The organism is Arcobacter venerupis (assembly GCF_013201665.1).
In the GTDB taxonomy this organism is placed as follows: Bacteria; Campylobacterota; Campylobacteria; order Campylobacterales; family Arcobacteraceae; genus Aliarcobacter; species Aliarcobacter venerupis.
On sequence record NZ_CP053840.1, the window covers coordinates 320237 to 340788 of the forward strand.

At 27.1% G+C, this 20552-nt stretch carries 15 protein-coding genes; 9 read left to right on the forward strand and 6 right to left on the reverse strand.

Annotation, left to right across the window (positions count from 1 at the left end; all coding sequences use genetic code 11):
• Window positions 1–28 precede the first annotated feature (28 nt).
• Window positions 29–646: a class I SAM-dependent methyltransferase gene (locus AVENP_RS01610; RefSeq protein ID WP_128359186.1), complete on the forward strand. Its 618-nt coding sequence runs from the start codon at window positions 29–31 to the stop codon at window positions 644–646.
• Window positions 647–673: 27 nt separating this feature from the next.
• Here AVENP_RS01610 and AVENP_RS01615 read toward each other — a convergent pair whose 3' ends face one another.
• Together AVENP_RS01615 and AVENP_RS01620 are read right to left on the reverse strand one after the other, a co-directional pair.
• Window positions 674–1996 (reverse strand): cation:dicarboxylate symporter family transporter, encoded by a 1323-nt coding sequence (locus AVENP_RS01615; RefSeq protein ID WP_128359187.1) that lies wholly within the window; start codon window positions 1994–1996, stop codon window positions 674–676.
• Between the two features lie 110 nt (window positions 1997–2106).
• Complete coding sequence (locus tag AVENP_RS01620; protein ID WP_128359188.1) at window positions 2107–3597, reverse strand: SulP family inorganic anion transporter; 1491 nt, start codon at window positions 3595–3597, stop codon at window positions 2107–2109.
• Between the two features lie 149 nt (window positions 3598–3746).
• Between AVENP_RS01620 and AVENP_RS01625 the strand changes: the two genes are divergently transcribed.
• Window positions 3747–4385, forward strand: a complete 639-nt coding sequence (locus tag AVENP_RS01625; protein WP_128359189.1) for a helix-turn-helix domain-containing protein — start codon at window positions 3747–3749, stop codon at window positions 4383–4385.
• A complete protein-coding gene (locus AVENP_RS01630; protein ID WP_128359190.1) occupies window positions 4386–7868 on the forward strand; it encodes an acyl-[ACP]--phospholipid O-acyltransferase in 3483 nt (1160 codons plus the stop codon).
• Window positions 7869–7920: 52 nt separating this feature from the next.
• Here AVENP_RS01630 and AVENP_RS01635 read toward each other — a convergent pair whose 3' ends face one another.
• Together AVENP_RS01635 and AVENP_RS01640 are read right to left on the reverse strand one after the other, a co-directional pair.
• Window positions 7921–10461, reverse strand: coding sequence for a [protein-PII] uridylyltransferase family protein (locus tag AVENP_RS01635; protein ID WP_128359191.1), 2541 nt, complete (start codon window positions 10459–10461; stop codon window positions 7921–7923).
• Window positions 10458–11210 carry a transcriptional regulator gene (locus AVENP_RS01640; protein WP_128359192.1) on the reverse strand — a complete coding sequence of 251 codons (753 nt, stop codon included), beginning with the start codon at window positions 11208–11210 and terminating at the stop codon, window positions 10458–10460. The genes AVENP_RS01635 and AVENP_RS01640 overlap by 4 nt, the downstream gene beginning before the upstream one ends.
• Before the next feature lie 179 nt (window positions 11211–11389).
• On the opposite strand from AVENP_RS01640, the gene AVENP_RS01645 reads away from it, so the two are divergent.
• A complete protein-coding gene (locus AVENP_RS01645; RefSeq protein WP_128359193.1) occupies window positions 11390–13135 on the forward strand; it encodes an ATP-binding protein in 1746 nt (581 codons plus the stop codon).
• Between the two features lie 48 nt (window positions 13136–13183).
• On the opposite strand, the gene AVENP_RS01650 is transcribed toward AVENP_RS01645, so the two are convergent.
• Window positions 13184–14056, reverse strand: a complete 873-nt coding sequence (locus AVENP_RS01650; RefSeq protein ID WP_128359194.1) for a hypothetical protein — start codon at window positions 14054–14056, stop codon at window positions 13184–13186.
• A gap of 94 nt (window positions 14057–14150) precedes the next feature.
• Complete coding sequence (locus tag AVENP_RS01655) at window positions 14151–16076, reverse strand: ankyrin repeat domain-containing protein (RefSeq protein WP_128359314.1); 1926 nt, start codon at window positions 16074–16076, stop codon at window positions 14151–14153.
• Window positions 16077–16267: 191 nt separating this feature from the next.
• Here AVENP_RS01655 and AVENP_RS01660 point away from each other — a divergent pair, with 191 nt between their 5' ends.
• The 5 genes from AVENP_RS01660 (at window position 16268) to pyrC (ending at window position 20550) form a co-directional block, all read left to right on the forward strand.
• Window positions 16268–17482 (forward strand): ammonium transporter family protein, encoded by a 1215-nt coding sequence (locus tag AVENP_RS01660; RefSeq protein WP_128359195.1) that lies wholly within the window; start codon window positions 16268–16270, stop codon window positions 17480–17482.
• 13 nt (window positions 17483–17495) lie between these two features.
• Complete coding sequence (locus AVENP_RS01665) at window positions 17496–17834, forward strand: P-II family nitrogen regulator (RefSeq protein ID WP_128357500.1); 339 nt, start codon at window positions 17496–17498, stop codon at window positions 17832–17834.
• Window positions 17835–17942: 108 nt separating this feature from the next.
• Window positions 17943–19127 (forward strand): ammonium transporter, encoded by a 1185-nt coding sequence (locus tag AVENP_RS01670; RefSeq protein WP_128359196.1) that lies wholly within the window; start codon window positions 17943–17945, stop codon window positions 19125–19127.
• A gap of 53 nt (window positions 19128–19180) precedes the next feature.
• The gene (locus AVENP_RS01675) at window positions 19181–19519 is read left to right on the forward strand and encodes a P-II family nitrogen regulator (RefSeq protein ID WP_128359197.1); all 339 of its coding nucleotides are present in this window, start codon (window positions 19181–19183) and stop codon (window positions 19517–19519) included.
• Window positions 19519–20550 (forward strand): dihydroorotase, encoded by a 1032-nt coding sequence (gene pyrC, locus AVENP_RS01680; protein ID WP_128359198.1) that lies wholly within the window; start codon window positions 19519–19521, stop codon window positions 20548–20550. The genes AVENP_RS01675 and pyrC overlap by 1 nt, the downstream gene beginning before the upstream one ends.
• The last annotated feature ends 2 nt before the right edge of the window (window positions 20551–20552 follow it).

Here is a 20552-nt window from a genome sequence, read left to right on the forward strand (position 1 = left end):
AATATTTTATAAAATATAGGAGTATTTAATGTATATTTGTCCACTTTGTAATAACAATTCAACACCATTTTATAAAGATGAATTTTATAAATGCTCTTGTTGTGGTGGAATATTTAGGCCTATTGAAAAACTACTTGATAATGAAAAAGAGAAAGAGAGATATGAAAGTCATACTAATGATTCAGATGATTTAGGTTATCAAAACTTTGTATCTCCAATTACAAATTCTATTTTAAAAGAGTTTCCAAAAAATGATATTGGTTTAGATTTTGGTTGCGGAAAAGACTCTCCAATAGTAAAAATCTTAAGAAACAATGAATATAAAATATTTGAATATGATCCATACTTTTTTGATGATAAAAATGCTTTAGAGAAAAAATATGATTACATTGCTTGTTGTGAAGTGATTGAGCATTTTTATAATCCAAAAAAAGAGTTTGAATTACTAAAAAATCTTTTAAAAGAGGGTGGAGTTTTATATCTAATGACGGGAATTTATAAGGAAAATATAGACTTTTCGAAGTGGTGGTATAAAAATGACTTAACCCATGTTTTTATTTTCCAAGAGCAAACTTTTGAGTGGATAAAAAAAGAGTTTGAGTTTGAGAATATGCAAATAGAAAAAAATTTTATAAAGCTTTTTTAAAAAGAGAGAATTTTCTCTCTTTTAAATTTATCCAGGAATTACATCCTTAACGCTTTCTGGATGGTCAAGTGAATATTTGAATTTTTCCATATCAATTTGTTTATCCCAAGCACCAACAACAACTGAAGCAACAGCATTTCCACATAAGTTACCAACAGCTCTCATCTCACTCATAAATTTATCAACACCTAATAAAACAGCAACTGTAACAACTGGAATTACTCCACCAAGCGCTGATAGTGTTCCTGCAAGTACAATAAATCCTGAACCTGTAACTCCAACTGCACCTTTTGATGTAACCATTAAAATAACGATTATACTAAGTTGCTGACCAAGTGTTAATGGGATATTAAAGGCTTGCGATAAAAAGATAACTGAAAGTGACAAATAAATATTTGTACAATCAAGATTAAATGAATATCCAGTTGGAATAACTAAACCTGTTGTTCCTCTACTTACTCCTGCTGCTTCTAGTCTTCTCATAAGTGGAGCTAAAGCTGATTCACTTGAAGATGTTGCAAATACAATTAATACTTCTTTATATATAAATCTCATAAATTTGAAAACATTAATTTTAAAGATAGCTAAGATAAGACCAAGTACTATAAAAATAAATGCACAAACAGAAATGAACATAACGCCTAATAAACCAGCCATATTAACTAAAGAAACAAGACCAAATTTACCAATTAAAAATGCCATTGCACTAAAACTTGCAATTGGACTTAGCCACATTAAAACAGTTAAGATTTTGAAGAAAAAGTTTTGTGCAGTTTCAAGGGGAGCTAAGATTTTATCTTTATATGCTCCACCAAATGCAGAGATTAAAATAGCTAATGTTAACGCCATTACTAACACTTGAAGAGTTTGACCATTCAAGAATGGAGTAATAGGATCAGTAGGAATTGCTCCTTTTAAAATAGACCAAACAGAACCTAAATGTTGATCACCATGTGTGAACTTTTCAACACTTGCTGGGTCTAATGAATCAACAGAAAGATTCATTCCGCTTCCTGGCGCAAACCAATTTCCAAATAAAACACCAATTGCTAAAGCAAAAGTACTCACGATTTCAAAGTAAATAAATGCTTTAAACCCAATAGTTCCAACTTCTTTAAGACTTTCTAGTCCAACAATACCTGAAATAATTGTTAAAAATATAATAGGTCCAACTAACCATTTAAGTATTTGAATAAACCAATCAATCCCTGGTTTTGTCTCTACTGCTAGTTTTGGATTAACAACACCAAAAACTATACCTGCAATAATCGCAACAACAACCCAAAAAGCTAAACTTTTGATTGTATAGTTTGTCCAATTCTTTTTCTTTTCATTTAATATTTCTTCCAAGAAACATCCTTAAGTTTTTTTTACAGCAAAGACTATATCCAGAAGTTATGTCTAAGCTATGTAAGTTTATGCTTAGATTCTATTTGATGTTACAAAAAGAAATAAAACTTTTAATGTCCTCCCATAACTTTTTCTATTTCATCTGGTTTATCATGGATTCCAAATCTATCAATGATAGTTTTTGTTGCTTCATTTTGTCCAATTATTTCTACAGTTTTCCCCTCTTTTTTTAGTTTAATAACTGATTTATCTAAGGCATAAACAGCAGAAATATCCCAAAAGTGAGCTCTTCTTACATCAATAATAATATTTTTTATATCTTCTTTAAAATCTATTGTTTCATAAAATTTATCAGCACTATTAAAAAATACTTGCCCTACAAATTGATAGGTTTTAGAACATTTATCTTCACTATATTCAGTATTACAATACATAAAGTGTGAGATTTTATTTGCAAAAAATAGTGAAGCAAAAAGAACTCCTGTTATTACTCCAATGGCTAAATTATGAGTATAAACTGTAACTGCTACAGTTGATAGCATAACAATATTTGTAGATATTGGAAGAGTTTTTAGTTTTTTAATTGAAGACCAATCAAAAGTACTAATAGATACCATAATCATAACAGAAACCAATGCTGCCATTGGAATAATTGAGATAATATCAGATAAAAAAACAACCATAATCAAAAGGAAAAAACCAGCAATAAATGTTGATAATCTTCCTCGTCCACCTGATTTATAGTTGATAATTGATTGCCCAATCATGGCACATCCTGCCATTCCTCCAATACATCCAGTTGCAAAGTTTGCAATTCCTTGACCTCTTGCTTCCGTTTGTTTATTACTAATTGTGTCTGTAAAATCATCAATAATTGTAGCTGTCATAAATGATTCTAAAAGTCCCACGATTGCTAGTGCAAAAGAGTATGGAAAAATAATCTTTAAAGTTTCAAGATTAAATGGAATATCTGGAAGTAAAAATATTGGTAAAGTATCAGGAAGTGCTCCCATGTCTCCAATATTTCTTACATCCCAACCAACAAAATATACAAAGATTGTTAAAACAACAATAGTTACAAGTGGAGATGGAAGAATTTGTCCAATTTTTGGAATATAAGGAAACAGATAAATAATTCCAAGTCCAACAGCAGTTAGAGCATAAACATGCCAAGTTACATCTGTTAGTTCTGGAAGTTGAGCCATAAAAATAAGAATTGCCAAAGCATTTACAAATCCCACTACAACAGCTCGTGCCACAAAACTCATAAGTTTATGAATTCCAATATATGATAAACATATTTGAATAACACCTGTTAATAAAGTGGCAGCCAGTAAGTATTGAAGTCCATAATCTTTTACAAGAGTTACCATTACAAGTGCCATTGCGCCAGTTGCTGCACTTATCATTCCAGGTCGACCTCCAACAAAAGCAATTACAACTGCCATTGAAAATGAAGCATAAAGTCCAACTTTTGGATCAACTCCTGCAATAATTGAAAAAGCAATAGCTTCAGGAATTAGGGCAAGTGCCACAACTAAACCTGATAAAATATCTGCTCGAATATTAAAAAACCATTCGTTTTTTATGGTTTGATACATAAAAGTCCTTATTTATTTTTGATTGTTTATTTAAGTTAAGATTTTCATTTTATCAAAAAAAACTTATATGCTCTTGACAATAGGTAGAAAAATATATATACTTCAAAAAGTAAAGAGCTTAACTCTTTACTTTTAATAGAGGTTTTTAAATGAAAATAATAGAAGAGAAAAACTATTACAAAATGTCTGAACTTGTTGAAATTACAAATCTAAGTAATCACACAATCTCTTTTTATGATAAAAAAGGTTTGATTCCAAATAGTGTAAGCACTTCAATTAATATGAAATATTATCCAGAGATTACAGTTACTGTTTTAAATCTGATTGTATATTTCAAAGAGAATTTAAATTTTTCAATTGATTACATAAAAGAACTTTTTGATTATTATAATGTTGATTTTGAAAATAGAAGTGAGTTAATCCTTCAATCAATTGAGATGATTTCAAGTGAGATAAAAAATCCAATTTCAAAAGAGAAACTAATAAATAAAAATCTACAAGAAGCAATAAATATTGGTTTACTGGAAGATAAAGAGATATATTTTAAAACAGAAATAGAGATTTTAGAGATTTTTGATGAATTATTAAAATATGATATTTCACTAGAACTTGTGGAAGAGTATATTAATACAAGTAAAAAACTTGCCCTTCTTGAAAAAGAGTTATCACAAAAAGTTTTTGATAAAACAGGAACAATTCCTGAAATTTTAGTTTTAAATATTCTAAACTCACTCAAACCATATATTTTTAATAAACAAACAATTCTTGAACTAAAAAAGGATAAATAAATGAACAAGATAAACAATATTCTAGCAATAAAAATGGCATTTTTATTTGTAGTTTTTTGTAATGTAATCGTGGATGTTGCACATAAAGTGTTTTTGCAAAATATTGCATTTAAAGTATTTGATGGAAGTAATCAGGTTATTTGGATTTCTATTATAAATGCTTTGATTATTATTCCATTTTTGCTTTTATTTACTGTTAGTGGATATTTATCTGATAAATATAACAAAAAGAATATCTTGATTTATGGAGCTATATCATCATTTTGTTTATCCATTTTAATGGTGATTTCTTATATGAGTGAGAATTTTTATTTTGCAATGTTCTCTTTGGTTTTATTAGCTGTTCAAAGTGCAATTTATTCACCTGCAAAGTTTGGATTGATTATTGATATTTATGGTAAGAAAAATCTTTCAAATGGAAATGCAGTTTTACAAGCAACTTCAATTATCGCTATTTTATTTTCAATTGCAACTGCTTCTTATGTATTTGAAAACTACTATAATCTAAATAATTTAGCTTCACTTGCTACAAAAGAGGAACTTTTAAAAGCAATTTTACCTTTGACATATTATATTTTGCCAGTTGCATTTTTAGAAATGGTAATTTCATTTTTGTTTTTAAGAAGAATAAATACAACTTACACTAAAAATGAAACTCTAACTTTAGATAAAAATGAGTTATTTAAAGGGAAACTTCTATCTAAAAATATAGAAGTAATATTTGCAAATAATATCATCTCTTTATCAGTAATTGGATTGTCAGTATTTTGGGGAGTTTCACAAGCTTTGATGGCAGTATTTCCTTCTTATGTAAAAGAGTATTTAGGAATAACAGATGTCTTTATGATAAATGGAGTTATTGGAGCTTCTGGCATTGGAATTGCCATTGGTTCAATATTGTATTCAAAAATCTCAAAACACTATATAGAAATAGGAACAATTCCCCTTGCAGCTTTGGGAATGGCTTTGATGATTTATATATCAACAGTTGTTCAAACTCCATTTCTTTTAGGGATTAGTTTTTTAGTGTTTGGAATTTTTGGAGGATTGTTTGTTGTTCCTTTAAATGCTTTAATCCAATTTAATGCTAAAAAGAGAGTTTTAGGAACTATTCTTGCTGGAAATAACTGGTTTAATTCATTAGCTATGTTTTTGATGTTGGCATTAACTACAACAGTTTCATATTATGAGTTAGACCCATTAAATACGCTTTATTTGATTTTATTAATCACAGTTATCGGAACATTTTATACAATTTATAAACTACCGCAATCTTTGATTTTACTTTTCTTAAAAAGAATCGTTGGATTAAAATACAAACTTGAAGTAAATGGTGTAAAAAATATTCCAGCATCTGGTGGAGTTTTACTTTTAGGAAATCATATTTCATGGATAGATTGGGCTGTTGTTTTAATGGCAACTCCAAGGGAAGTGCGATTTGTAATGCATAAACCAATTTATGAAAAATGGTATTTAAATTGGCTTTTAAAAATTTTCAAAGCAATTCCAATTTCAAATGGTTCAAGTAAAAATACAATTCAAACAATTGCAAAAGAGTTGGATGCTGGAAATGTAGTTGTTGTTTTCCCTGAGGGTGCAATTACAAGAAATGGTCACTTAGGAGAGTTTAAAAAAGGTTTTGAAAAAATATTAGAACTAACAACTACAGATGTAATCGTTGTTCCTTTTTATATCAGAGGACTTTGGGAATCAATGTTTTCACGAGCAAGTAAAAAGTTCAAAAAATCAAATAAAACAAATAATGTAACAGTATCATTTTCAAGAATGATGAGAAAAGAAAAAGCAAATATCATAAGTGTAAAACAAGAGCTAATAAAACTATCTACAAAATCTTGGCAAGAGCATATAAGAGATTTAAAACCACTAAATGAAACTATCTTTGATAGATTAAAAGAGGTTGGTTCAAATATGATTTTTGCAGATTCAACTGGACTTGAATTAAGTGGAGAGAGATTTTTAACCGTTTCAATTATATTTAAAAACTTGTTAAAGGCTGAAATTAAAGGGCAAAATATAGGTTTATTACTTCCATCTACTGCTGCTGGAGCATTTATAAATTATGCGGTTTTAATGATGGGAAAAACTATAATAAATCTAAACTATACAAGTGAATTAAACTCTTTAAAAACAGCCGTTCAATCAGCTCAAATAAAAACAATAATCGCCTCAAAAAAGTTTATAGAAAAACTTGAAAACAAAGGAATAAATATAAAAGAAATCCTTGAAATGGTTGAGGTAATTTATGTGGAAGATTTAAAAGAGAAAATATCAAGACCAAAAGGAATAGTTACATATTTTAGTGTGAAATTAATTCCAAGTTTTATATTAAAAGCAATTCATTTAACTAAAACTTCAAAGAGTGATACAGTTTTAATTTTGTTCTCATCAGGAAGTGAGGGAACTCCAAAAGGTGTAGAATTAAGTGGAGATAATATTTTAGGAAATTCTCAACAAATAGCAAATATTATCAATGCAAATGATGATGATATTATGGTGGGTTCTTTACCATTATTTCATGCTTTTGGAATAGTTGTTACTACCTTTTTACCTTTGATTGAGGGAATAAAATGTGTTTGTCATCCAGACCCAACAGATGGTTTAGGAATTGGAAAGTTAGTTTCTCAATATAAAGCCACAATAATGACTGGAACTTCAACTTTCTTTAGACTTTATACGAAAAACTCAAAAGTACATCCTTTGATGTTTGAAAGTCTGCGACTTTGTGTGGCTGGTGCTGAGAAATTAAGAGAAGATGTAAGATACGATTTTAAAAAGAAATTTGGAAAAGATATTCTTGAAGGTTATGGAACAAGTGAAACTTCACCCGTTGCAGCTTGTAATTTGCCAGATGTTTTAGCTCCTGATGATTTTAGTGTTCAAGTTGGAAATAAAATAGGAACAGTTGGAATGGCAATTCCTGGAACTACAATAAAAATAGTTGACCCTTTGACTTTTGAAGAATTAGCTACAAATGAAGAGGGAATGATTCTAATTTGTGGTATTCAAGTGATGAAAGGTTATTTAAATGATGAGGTAAAAACTTCACAAGTGCTAAAAAAATTAAAAGGCAAAACCTATTATATTACGGGTGACAAAGGAAGATTGGATGAAGATGGTTTTTTAACTATTGTTGATAGATATTCAAGATTTGCAAAACTTGCTGGAGAAATGATAAGTTTAGGAGCTGTGGAAGAAAAAATCTCAAAAATAGTAGCTTTAGGTGAAGACTCTTTGGTTGATTTTATTGTAACTTCAATTGAAGATGAAAAAAAAGGTGAAAAAATAGTTCTTTTAATTTCAAATGTAAGTGAAGAGTTTGTATCAAATCTAAAAGAGAAAATGATAAGCAGTTTTGATAATAAACTAATGATTCCCTCAACTATAAAAATAGTAGAAGATATTCCAAAACTAGGAACTGGAAAAAAAGATTTTAAAGGAGCAAAAGAGTTAGCTTTATGCTAATTCTTTGTACATTTTTATTTTACAAGCATTTACAAAGATTAATTTAAAAAAATTAATCTTTTTCTTCATTGACACAAATCAAATCTAAAACTTCTTCTTGTTTTGAACAGAAATTGCCATTTTTTTCTATTAATATTAAATCCCTTGCATAACCATTTAATGTATGAAGTTTTGCACTTTCTATATCTAAGTTAAAATCATCAAAAATTCTAGCAATATATGCAAATAAACCTTTTTGATCTTTTGCTATGAGTTGCATAGAAGCTAAATATGAAGAGTGGTTGCAATCAATTTTTATACCATCTCTATTTATAATTGGAGTTTTTGTAATGGTTGTTTTACTCATATCAAAAGAGTCTTTTATTATCTCTTCTATAAAAAATAAATCTTCTGTATCAATCTTTTCTGAAAAAGATATATCAAAAGCTTTTTTATTGTCATAAAGTTTAAAAATATTCATAGAAGCAATATTTAAAAACTCCAATTTTCCTAGTAAATATCCTAAATTTAAAGGTGATTTTCTTATTATTCTTATTGTTAATTGTGAATCATTTATTATTTTATAAATATATGTATCTACATCTTTTGCTTTTATTGCAATATCCAAAATATCTTCAGCTTTTAATCTTAAGAAAATTTGATTAGAAGCTATGTACATGATTTTCTTTTGTAGTACAACTGGTAATTCTTTATATTTATCAAGTTTTTTAATTGCATTTTGTTTTGCAATTCTTCTTTTACTTTCATTTAAAAAATCTTCATTTTCAAAAGCAGGAAGTGACTGAAGATAAAGCTGTTTTAAAAGTGATTCTGTTGAGCTGTTAAAAATATTTTTACCAACAGCTGAAATATCGCTATATGTAATAGCATATAGAAGTTTTAATGCCTCTTTTGTTTTAATTAAACCAGTAAAATTTAAAATAGTTTTTTCAGAATATATATCTTCATGGGTTGCCATATAAGACATCATATTATGATACCTTACAAGTCTTGCTCCTAGTTTTATAAACTCTTCACTAAAATCAAATGATTTCATCATACTTTTAAATAATTTCTCTCCAAGTATATGATGATCATCTGTTCTTCCTTTCCCAATATCATGGAAAAAAGAGACTAATCTAACCAGTATTTTTTGTTCACTTGTTAATTCTTCAAATATTGATTTTATATATTCATTTTCAATATTTTGAGAAAATTTCAAAGTTTTTAAAGAGTGAATATCAACAGGATGTGTATGATAACCATCAAATTGAGGTTGATCAATGATTTTTTTTGTACTTGGAAGTACTGCTTGAAATAAACCTGCATTATAAATTAATTTCATCAAAGGATATAAATTTGGTTTACATAAAATTGTTTTAATATTTTTCTTTAACTCTTTTGTTTGTACATTTGGAAGTTTTACTTTACTTGCATAATAAATATAAGATCTATCAAATCTTTCAACATTTAAAGGAAGCTCAATTAGCTCTTTTAATAATGAATTTAAAGTTTGCTCTTTTCTATGGAATGAACAATATAAAGTATTATCTAAAATATAAAGATTTTTTTTGAATCTTAGTTTTTTTAGTTTTATTATATTTGTTGCATCAAAAAGAGTTTCTCTAGTAAACTTTTTAACCATAGTTGCCGTGAAATTATGAATAATATGTAAACAAGATAAAATCTTAGACATACATTGTCTATCTTTTGTATATCTTGGTTTATTTTTAAATCCAAGTTTTAAACTTAAATCAGGCAAAACATCAAGGGTTACTTGGTCTAGTTTTTTTCTTGCAATATTATGTAAAGCATTTCTTACTTGAAATATAAACTCTAAAGCTTGTCTATATTTTTTATATTCATCTTCTGTATATTGAATACCAATTAACTCTTTTGTATTTGTAGCACCATACAAAATATTTGCCATCCAATACATCATATTTGATTCTCTAATTCCACCATAACCATCTTTGATATTTGGCTCCATTGTTAGTGGATATTTTAAAAGTCTTTGTTTATGTTCTTCTAATTTGTCTAATATAAAACCTTTTTGATTTGTTTTTCTAATTTTACTTAAAACATTCTCATATCCATACCATAAGATTTTAGAACCGTAAATTAATCTTGATTCTAAAATAGAACTTTTTATAGTAATATCTTCTTTTACAGCTTCACTTACTTCTTTTAATTCATGAACTCTTGAACCTAATTTCAATCCACAATCCCAAGCTAAAGTTATAAACTCTTCCATAATTGCTTTTAAATTATAACCTTTGATATTTTCATATAAAATCATAATATCAATATCTGAATAGATACAAAGTTGTTCTCTTCCATAAGATCCAAGTGCAATTAAACTAATAGGAATTGATGTACTCATGGGTTGATGAGAAGCGAAATTTTTTCGTAAAATATACTTGTAAAGTAAAATTAAAAATTTATCAGTATGTTTTGTATGTTTTATAAAAAAATCTTTTCCACCTGTAGTTTCAACAGTGGTATCAATTGAGTCTAAATAATTTTTATAATAAGTTTTGAAAACTTTTGAAATTTGAAAATCAGTAGCGTTATTTGAGATTAACTCTTCAATTTGTATATTTAAATCAATCATAATAAATCTTTATAAATTTCCAATTTCTTTCGTAAAGTAATTCTATTTAATCCAAGATGTTTAGCAACTTGAACTTGGGATTTATATTTTTTTGTAGAAGCTTTTAGTAAAGGAACTTCAAAAATATATGATAAATCTTTATATGAGTTTTCTCCTCTTAAATTTTCACTTAGGTATTTTTCTAAGAACATTAAGATTTCATGTTCTCCAATTGTTTCAAAAAGATATGAGAAGTAGATGGATTTTCTTAGGCTATGGGTATTATTTGAAATGTTAACTATAAGTTTTGAAGAGGGAATTTTTGGTAAATCTAAAATAGAACTGGCTTCTTGCGAAAACTTGTTTACTAAAGCTTTGGTATCTTCTTCTCTTTTATTTAGGTTGGGTATTTCAAGATTAATCGAAAAAATATCTTTTAACTTTTGATTAAGATTTTCTGTATTTGAAATTGCTATTACTCTAATATTGTTATCGTCTAACCACTTTAGAAACAAATCAATATTAGTAATTTCATTTATTTTATCAATAATAATAGCTTCATTTTGTAAAAGAAGAATATCATCATTAATATCTTTTTGTAAAATTTTAGCTTCATAAATATCAGAATTAGGCAATATATATTTTGCTAGGGATTTTTTCCCCGTGCCAGCGTTACCTAAAATAAGTGCATTAACTTGAACAGCTTGTAAAAGTTTAGCTGAATTTAGTATTTCTTTTGAAATTCCATCTTCTGCAATAAAATCTTGCATAATATACCACCTCTTTTTTTAATCATTACCCTACCAGATTAAAAAATATTATACTGTATAAAAATAAAAATTTCCTATATTTCTGTATATTAAATAGACATTTAAATTAAATTTGTCGAAAATAATTTTTTTAATCTAAATTGTGTAATAATAAATACAAATTAATTAAAAGTAGAAAAATGAAAAAAAATAAATATATACTTTTCATAATGGCTTTATCCGTTTTAACTTTATTAATTTCAATATTTATGGGAATCTATTTTATCCTTGAAAAAGAGAATCAACTATTTGAAAAAAAATATAGCAATCTTTCAAATAATTTAAAAGAAAAAGTATATGCATTAATTAATACTAAACGAAATGCCACATTAGCTATGGCTATTACCCTTGCTGAAAATCCAAGAATAAAAGAGGCTTTATTAAATCGTGATAAATATGATTTAGTTGAGTTATCAGATAAATTAAAAGAATATACAGATTTTAAAAATGTTTGGTTTCATTTAGTAGATAAAGATGGAATCTCTATTTATAGAAGTTGGACTCAAGATAAGTTTGATAAAATTAAAAATATAAGAATGGATTTACAAATATTATATAAAAATCCTCATATTGAAAGCACAATTAGCATAGGTAAATATGATATTACTTTTAAATCAATAGTTCCTATTTATCACAATAAACAATTTTTAGGTATTTTAGAAATTATTACTCACTTTAATTCTATTACAAAATCTTTGGAAGATTCAGATAATTTAGAATCATTTATAGTTGTTCAAAAAGAATTTACAGATCAGTTAAAAGAAAATAATTTTTCAAAAGTTTTCTTGCAAAACTTATATGTTGCCAATATTTCTGCAGATAAAGAGACTTTGAAATATTTAGAGAAACAAGATTTAGAAACTATTTTTGATTCAAAAGAGTATTTAATAAAAGATGGAAATTTTATAATAAATGTTCCTATTTCTCAATCATCAAAAAAATTAGCAAATTTTTTAATTGTCAAAAAATTAAATACTATAGATATTTCAGAAATCGAACTATTTAAAATACATGCGTTTTGGTATTTGACTTTTTTTGTAGTACTTTTATGTACAACAATTTTTCTAATAGGATATTTCCTTTATTCAAAAAAATTAAAAGAGTTAAATATATTTTTAGAAAAAACTGTAAGTGATGAGATTTCAAAAAATGATGAGAAAAATTTAGCTTTATTTCAACAAAATAAAATGGCAGCAATGGGAGAAATGATAGGAAATATTGCCCATCAATGGAGACAACCTTTATCAGTTATTACAACTATAGCTTCATCCTTAAAATTAAAAAAAGAGTATGGAGTTTTAGATGATAAAGAAAATGAAGAATCATTGGTGCATATTATTGATACTGCAACTTATTTATCAAATACTATTGATGATTTTAGATATTATTTTTCTCCAAACAATGAAAAAAATTTATTTAACACAAAAGTATTTTCAACTAGATGTATAAATATGGTTAGTATAGATTCTTTTAATAAACATATTGAAATAATTAAAAATATAGAAGAACTGAGTGTTTATACCTTTGAAAATGAGTTATCACAAGTTGTTATAAATATTTTAAATAATGCAAAAGATGAATTGTGTAAAGTTGAAAATGAAAAAGAACGATTGATTTTTATTGACATGTATAAAGAAGACAAATCCTTAATTATCAAAATAAAAGATAGTGCAGGTGGAATAAAAGATGAAATAATAGATAGAATTTTTGAGCCATACTTCACAACAAAACATAAAAGTAAAGGCACGGGAATTGGTCTTTATATGTCTCAAGAGATAATTGTAAAACATATAAATGGTACTATTGAAGTTTCCAATGAGAAATATACTTATAATGATAAAGAGTTAAAAGGTGCATTATTTAAAATAACTGTTCCAATAGATTAATCACTTACAAAATAAAATCAATTAGATAATATTTTGTAAGTAGAATATTTATTGAATGTGTTTGTCTTTTTTTGTTGAATAAAAAATAAAAACTGTTAAAGAAATAAGTATTAATGCAATACCAGCAATTAAATAAAAGGCATTTATCATTTGGTCATAATCATTAATTGCAATTTTAAATACAACAATTAGGGCTTCTATTGAAAGAGCAATAATAATAGTTGTTAAGAATTTTGTTAGAATTTTTGTTTCTAATTTTGAATTCTTAGAATAGGATTTAAAAAATACTTCCTGTTCAAGTATAGTTTTTGCCAAGTCAAAAATTGCAATACTCAATGTTAAGGCAATAATAGGCTTGAATATCATCTCTAAAGACAAATCATGTATAGAAAATAGATACGCAATAAAATCATATAATGAAAATATTATAGTAATTAAAGCTAACACCATCATAGAAAAACCTGCAATTATATAAAATGCTTTTGTAATACTATGGAAAGGTTTATTTAGTTCTATTAGATTTAATTTTTGTAATAAAATATCAATTTGGAAATCTAAGAAAAATATTTCATCACCTTCTTTTATACTTACAGTTACACAATTACTACTTGTTGCACTACTAATATAAGGTGGTGAAAAAGCAATGTTAGATTCTTTAAAATGTAACTTTGATATTAAATGAGATCTATCTTTACCCATTGCATTTTCATCTATTTTATATTTATAAAAATTATTTGATGTTTGAATTTTGGTATCTTTATTTACTATATAAATCAGCTCTAAATAAGGAAATATTTTATACAGTTGTTTGAAATCTATTTTCTTATGATTTGATAAATCACCTGAATTCTTTAGACTCTCTTGCAAAAAGTATTCAATATCTTCTTGATGTTGTATATATGTTTCAAAAAACTCTTTCATTTTGAATCCTGTATATTTTTTATCATATTATATAAAAATAGTTAGAATAGTTTATAATATATCTGTATATATTTCATACAGTAAAAATACGATACTATTTTTTGATATTAAATTCTTTTTGCATATTTTCAGCTAATAATCTTAAATTTACGGAATCAATTTCACTATTTACATTTTTTGTAAGATTTACAATATTTGGATGAAATTTTTCAAGAAATTGCAACATTTTAGGATCTTTTTTTAAAGGATTATTAACTAATGCTCCAACATCAAGCATCTCAATAACTAAATCTTTTTTTCCCATAAATGCTGCATAATTAATAGGTCTAACTCCGTACTTATCGGGAAGATTTACTAAATCTTTATTATAATGGTGAAGTAGTTTAAAGTATTTAGTTGTGTTTTTCCAAATACAAGTATGAATTATACTTCTTCCTTGTTTATCTGTGATAAAACAATCTGCTCTCAGTTCTAAAAGAAGCCTAATTGTATATTCACACTTTTCACCAACAGCAACATGAAGAGCAGTTAATCCTTCATTGTTTTTTGCATTTACATCGACACCAGCATTTACAAGACTTTTTATCGTATTTAAATAAAGTTTTTTATCTTTGATTAAATTTTTGTTGTTATAGTCCATTAATTTAAAAATGATGTTATTACCATCTTTATCTCTTTGGTTCAAATTAATATTTTTTGTTCTTAATAATTTAAATAATTTAAAATTAAAATGAACAATAGAATCAAAAAATAATGGCTCACCTTTTGAATTTAATTTATTTATATCGACACTATAATTTCTTAAAATATTTTCCAAAACATTAGCGTATTCAGCATTTTCATTTAGTAATATTTCATATTCAAAGTCTAAAGGTTTTCTATTTTCTGAATATAAAATTATATCAATTAATATTTCAATGATTGTTTTTCCTGATGTATTTTCTAAATCGGGATTTGCACCTTTTTCTAAATATAATTTGATTAAATCACTATTTCTTATACCATTTAATACAAGAATTAATAAAACAGTATCTCCTTGATTATTTTGATGATTTAAATTTACTTTACAATCTTCTAGGAAACTATTTATTAAATCTCTATCTTCACTTCTTGTAACTAAGAAAAATGCATTTTCATTGTTATTATCAAGTGCATCAACATTTACACCTAAGTGAATTAACTCTTTTATCATTTCTAAGTGAGCTGATTTTAATTCAGTATTATCTTTTGGTGTATTTAAAAAGTAGTTAATTGATTCCATTAAAAGAGTTTTATTTTCTGCACTTCTACTATTAATATCACAACCTAAATCCACAGCTTTGTGTATAATACTAATATTATTTATACCTTTTGAAATGGCATAAAATAAGAAGTTTTTTCCATTTTTATCAAGAATTGTTGGGTTTGCACCTAATTCCATAAGTAATAGCGCTAAATCATTGTTTTTTAAAACAATTTCTTTATGAAGGATTGTATTTCCAGCTAAATTAATTTGATTAATATTAACTTCTTTTAATGAACCAATTTTTTTTATAATTTCTATATTTCCATTTGCAACAGCATCAAAGATTAGATTATTTCCATGAATATCACAGTTAGCTAAAGCCTTTGTTACTTGTAATAAATAAGTAACAATTCGATTATTTGCACTAATTACTGCATCTTGAAGTGCAGTTCTATTATGAATGTTTAAATGATTTATATCAATTTTATTATCAATTAATGTTTGTAATATTGCACTACTTTTTGAGTGAATTGCATAAAATATAGCAGTTTCTTTTTGTGAATTTTCTGCTTCAGCATTGATTCCATTTGATATAAGCCAAATTACAGATTGAAATAAATCTTTTTTACAACAATAATGAAGAATTAATTCGTCATTAAAATGAAGATCATTTAAATTTAAATCTAGCTCACGATAGATTTTATTCAATTTCTCATTGTTCATATTTGGATTTAATAATTCTTTTAAAAAATCTTCTTCTGTAGTTTTTGACTTATTTAAGAGCCTTTTGAACATTTTATTAACCAGTACTTTCATAATATAATTTATTTGTGATTATATAATAAAAATTTAAGTTCTCGCTTTAAGTATTTAAAGATACATAAAACACAAATTGATGTATATAAAATGAACAGTGTAATGTTTACAATGTGATATAAAATTTATATAATTTACTCAGATAAATTGACAATTGACAAAGGAGTCTTATGGAAAATTTTACTGACGTAAAATATATTTTAGATGGTTTTCTGTTTTTATTTGCAGGAATCCTTGTAATGTGGATGGCAGCTGGATTTGCTATGCTTGAATCTGGTTTAACAAGAACAAAAAATACAGCAACAGTTTTAACTAAAAATATTGCGTTGTTTTCAATCTCTTGCATTGTGTTCTATTTTGTAGGATACAACTTTATGTATGGTGAAGGAAATGCAATAATTGGAAGTGGAGCTATGTTATCTGGAAGAACAAGTGAAGCTTTAGGTTATCCTGTAATGGCTGACTTCTTTTTTCAAGTTGTGTTTGTTGCAACTGCTGCTTCTGTTATTTCAGGAACAATTGCAGAAAGAATGAAATTGTGGCCATTTCTAATTTTTACAGCTGTATTATCGGGTGTTATCTATCCAATCCAAGGACATTGGTCATGGGGAGGTTCAGAATTAGGTGGACTAATTACAGGATTCTCTGATTTTGCTGGTTCAACTGTTGTTCACTCTGTTGGTGGATGGGCTGCGTTGGCAGGTGTTTTAATATTAGGTGCAAGAAAAGGTAAATTTGGGAAAGATGGTCAAGTAAGACCAATTCCAGGGTCAAACCTTTCTATGGCAACACTTGGAACATTCATTTTATGGATGGGATGGTTTGGATTTAATGGTGGGAGTCAATTAGCTCTTGGTTCAAAAGAAGATATTGATGGAATCGCTTCTGTTATTGCAAGTACAAATATGGCTGCTTGTATAGGTGGTATTGTAGCAGCTATTTTAACTCAACTTATTTATAAAAAAGTTGATTTAACAATGGTTTTAAATGGTACATTAGCAGGGCTTGTTTCTTGTACAGCAGGACCAGATTTAGGAATTAATGTAGCTTTAATAGAAGGTGCAATTGGTGGAGCATTAGTTGTATTTGCTGTTCCTTTCTTTGATAAAATTAGAATTGATGACCCCGTTGGTGCTTTATCTGTTCACTTAGTTGCAGGTATTTGGGGAACATTAGCTGTTGGTATCTTTAATCCTGAAGTTACACTTATAACTCAAGTAAAAGGTATTGTTGTAGTTGGTGCATTTGTATTCATATCGTCTTTCATTGTATGGAAAATACTAGATTTAATAATGGGATTAAGAGTTGATGAGGAGACAGAAGTTAATGGTCTTGATATTCACGAAACAGGACTTGAAGCATATCCTGAATTTAAAAGAGCATAGTTAAGGACTAATAATGAAAAAGATAGAAGTAATAATAAAACCATTTAAACTTGAAGATGTTAAAGATGCTTTAGTAGAAGTAGGAATAACAGGTATGAGTGTATATGATGTAAAAGGTTATGGAAGACAACAAGGGCATAGTGAGCTGTATAGAGGGGCAGAATATGTAGTAGATTTTTTACCAAAAATCAAGATAGATATAGTGGTAAAAGATGAGATGGTAGAATCAGTAATAAATGCAATTGTAGGTTCAGCAAAAACTGGAAAAATCGGAGATGGAAAAATCTTTGTTTCATCTTTAGATGAAGTTGTAAGAATTAGAACTGAAGAAAGAGGTAGCGAAGCTGTCTAGTTTTATATCAAAGGGATATTTTTCCTTTGATTGTATAAATTTTATACAATAAATTTTTTATATATATTTTCTATACTGTTATAATATCCAAAAAAATAAAGGATATTTATGGGTATAGAATCTATTTCTTACATTATTAACACTTTGTATGCAATTTTTTCGATGACATTGATAATTTTTATGGTACCTGGCTTTGCAATGCTGGAAGCTGGGATTGTTAGAACAAAAAATGTTACATCGGTATTAACAATAAATACTCTTATTTACGCAGTTGCATCTTTATCATTTTTATTGTTTGGTTATTCTTTGGCTTTTGGAGAATTTGGAAGCGAAACTATGAGTAAATGGGCTGCATTTTTATTTCAAATGGCATTTGTTGGAAAAGTAGTAAATATTATGAGTGGTGGAGTTAGTGAAAGAGCTAAAATAATACCACTTACTTTATTTACAATATTAATGGCATCAATTCTTTATCCCTTAGTTGTTAATGTTACTTGGGGAATGAATTTTCTTAAAGGTACAATTTTAGAATTATCAATGTATGATTTAGCAGGTTCAACAGTTATTCATAGTACTGGTGGATGGGCTTTATTAGCAGCAATTTTGATCATTGGGGCAAGAAAGGGAAGATATACAAAAGAAGGTGGTGTGAGAGTATTCCCTGCTTCAAATATTCCCCTTGTAACTTTAGGTGCATTTTTATTATGGATAGGTTGGTTTGGATTTAATGGTGGAAGTGTAGGTTCAATTGCTAGTAAAGAAAATGCAGATTTAGTTGCACTAACAATTATGAATACAAACACAGCTGGATTAAGTGGTGCTATAATGGTTGCAATTATAATGCAAATCGTTTATAAAAAACTAGACTTAACAATGATTTTAAATGGTGCTTTAGGTGGATTAGTTGCAATCACGGCAGGACCAAATTTATATGATATTTATATGCCAATATTTATTGGTGCATTTGGTGGTTGTTTAGTTGTTTTTGGAGTATCATTTTTTGATAAAGTGAAAATTGATGATCCTGTTGGTGCATTATCTGTACACCTTTTAAATGGTATATGGGGAACAATAGCTGTTGGTATTTTTGCATCTAATGATAAAATTACATTATTAGGACAATTAAAAGGTATATTACTTATTGGTTTATTTGCTTTTATTAGTTCATTTATAGTTTTATATATAATAAATAAAATAATGCCATTAAGAGCTGGAAATGATGAAGAAATGCAAGGATTAGATGTTGAAGAGTGTGGTATTGAAGCTTACCCTGAATTCAAACGAGCATTCTAATATTAATTTAAAAAAATTTTGTTAAAATATAAGAACTAAAAAAAGGATTGATAGTGAAAAAAATTGAAGCTGTAATTAAACCATTTAAACTTGAAGATGTTAAAGATGCATTATCAGAAGCTGGAGTTACTGGTATGACGGTATCTGATGTAAAAGGTTATGGAAGACAACAAGGACATAGTGAGCTTTATAGAGGAGCTGAATATGTAGTTGATTTCTTACCAAAAATAAAATTAGAGTTAATTGTTGCTGATGAAAACGTTGATTCTATAATTTCTGTAATAATTGAATCTGCAAAAACTGGAAAAATTGGAGATGGAAAAATTTTTGTTTCACCAGTAGAAAAAATTGTAAGAATTAGAACTGGTGAGCAAGATGAGGAAGCTATCTAATGGAAGAGATTTCTACTTTTGAAATACATGAGCCTTTGGATATGCATCTCCATTTAAGAGATGGAGATATGCTAAGTCTTGTTGGTCCATTAACTTCTCAAACTTTTAGTGGTGCATTAATTATGCCAAACTTGGTGCCACCTATTACTACAAAAGAAGCTTTATTAGCCTATAAAGAAAGAATTAATGAAGCCTGCTATAAAGATAAATTCGAACCTCTTGTAACTTTGTTTTTTAAAAATGATTATACTTATGAATTTTTAAATGATATAAAAGATCAAATAATAGGAATTAAACTATATCCTGCTGGAGTTACAACAAACTCTGAAACAGGTGTTTCTTCAATGGATATTGAAGTTCTAAGACCAACTTTAGAATCAATGAGTAAATTAGGAATTCCTTTATGTATCCATGGTGAAACAAATGGTTTTGTGATGGATAGAGAAAAAGAATTTATGCCTATTTACGAATCTTTAGCTGTAGCTTTTCCAAAACTTAAAATTATTATGGAACATATAACAACAAAAGATGCTATAGAATTACTTGATAAATATGATAATTTGTACGCAACAGTTACAATGCACCATTTATTAATTACTCTTGATGATGTTGCAGGTGGTATGTTAAAGCCTCATTTATTTTGTAAGCCAATTGCAAAAAGACCTGAAGATAGAACAGCTTTATTAAGTGCTGCATTAAAAGCACATCCAAAATTGATGTTTGGAAGTGATTCCGCTCCACATCCAAAACATAAAAAAGAGTCTTGTGGTTGTGCTGCAGGTGTTTTCACATCACCAATTGCTTTACAAGTATTAACGCAACTTTTTGAAAAACATGGATGTTTAGATAACTTAAATAAATTTATTTCTTTAAATGCTCAAAAAATTTATAATTTAAATTTAGCAAAAAAAACAATTAAATTAATTAAGAAAGATTTTGTAGTACCAACAGCTTATGAATATAAAAATGAGAGTGTAATTCCTATGTATGCAGGAGAAATTATTTCTTGGAGTATTATGAGTATTAATTAAGA

Bases quoted from the DNA above. Each gene is read 5' to 3' on its own strand.
- AVENP_RS01660 (WP_128359195.1), top strand. From the start codon at position 16,268: ATGGAAAATTTTACTGACGTAAAATATATTTTAGATGGTTTTCTGTTT.
- pyrC (WP_128359198.1), top strand. From the start codon at position 19,519: ATGGAAGAGATTTCTACTTTTGAAATACATGAGCCTTTGGATATGCAT.
- AVENP_RS01625 (WP_128359189.1), top strand. From the start codon at position 3,747: ATGAAAATAATAGAAGAGAAAAACTATTACAAAATGTCTGAACTTGTT.
- AVENP_RS01620 (WP_128359188.1), bottom strand. From the start codon at position 3,597: ATGTATCAAACCATAAAAAACGAATGGTTTTTTAATATTCGAGCAGAT.
- AVENP_RS01665 (WP_128357500.1), top strand. From the start codon at position 17,496: ATGAAAAAGATAGAAGTAATAATAAAACCATTTAAACTTGAAGATGTT.
- AVENP_RS01650 (WP_128359194.1), bottom strand. From the start codon at position 14,056: ATGAAAGAGTTTTTTGAAACATATATACAACATCAAGAAGATATTGAA.
- AVENP_RS01670 (WP_128359196.1), top strand. From the start codon at position 17,943: ATGGGTATAGAATCTATTTCTTACATTATTAACACTTTGTATGCAATT.
- AVENP_RS01655 (WP_128359314.1), bottom strand. From the start codon at position 16,076: ATGTTCAAAAGGCTCTTAAATAAGTCAAAAACTACAGAAGAAGATTTT.
- AVENP_RS01645 (WP_128359193.1), top strand. From the start codon at position 11,390: ATGAAAAAAAATAAATATATACTTTTCATAATGGCTTTATCCGTTTTA.
- AVENP_RS01635 (WP_128359191.1), bottom strand. From the start codon at position 10,461: ATGATTGATTTAAATATACAAATTGAAGAGTTAATCTCAAATAACGCT.
- AVENP_RS01610 (WP_128359186.1), top strand. From the start codon at position 29: ATGTATATTTGTCCACTTTGTAATAACAATTCAACACCATTTTATAAA.
- AVENP_RS01630 (WP_128359190.1), top strand. From the start codon at position 4,386: ATGAACAAGATAAACAATATTCTAGCAATAAAAATGGCATTTTTATTT.
- AVENP_RS01640 (WP_128359192.1), bottom strand. From the start codon at position 11,210: ATGCAAGATTTTATTGCAGAAGATGGAATTTCAAAAGAAATACTAAAT.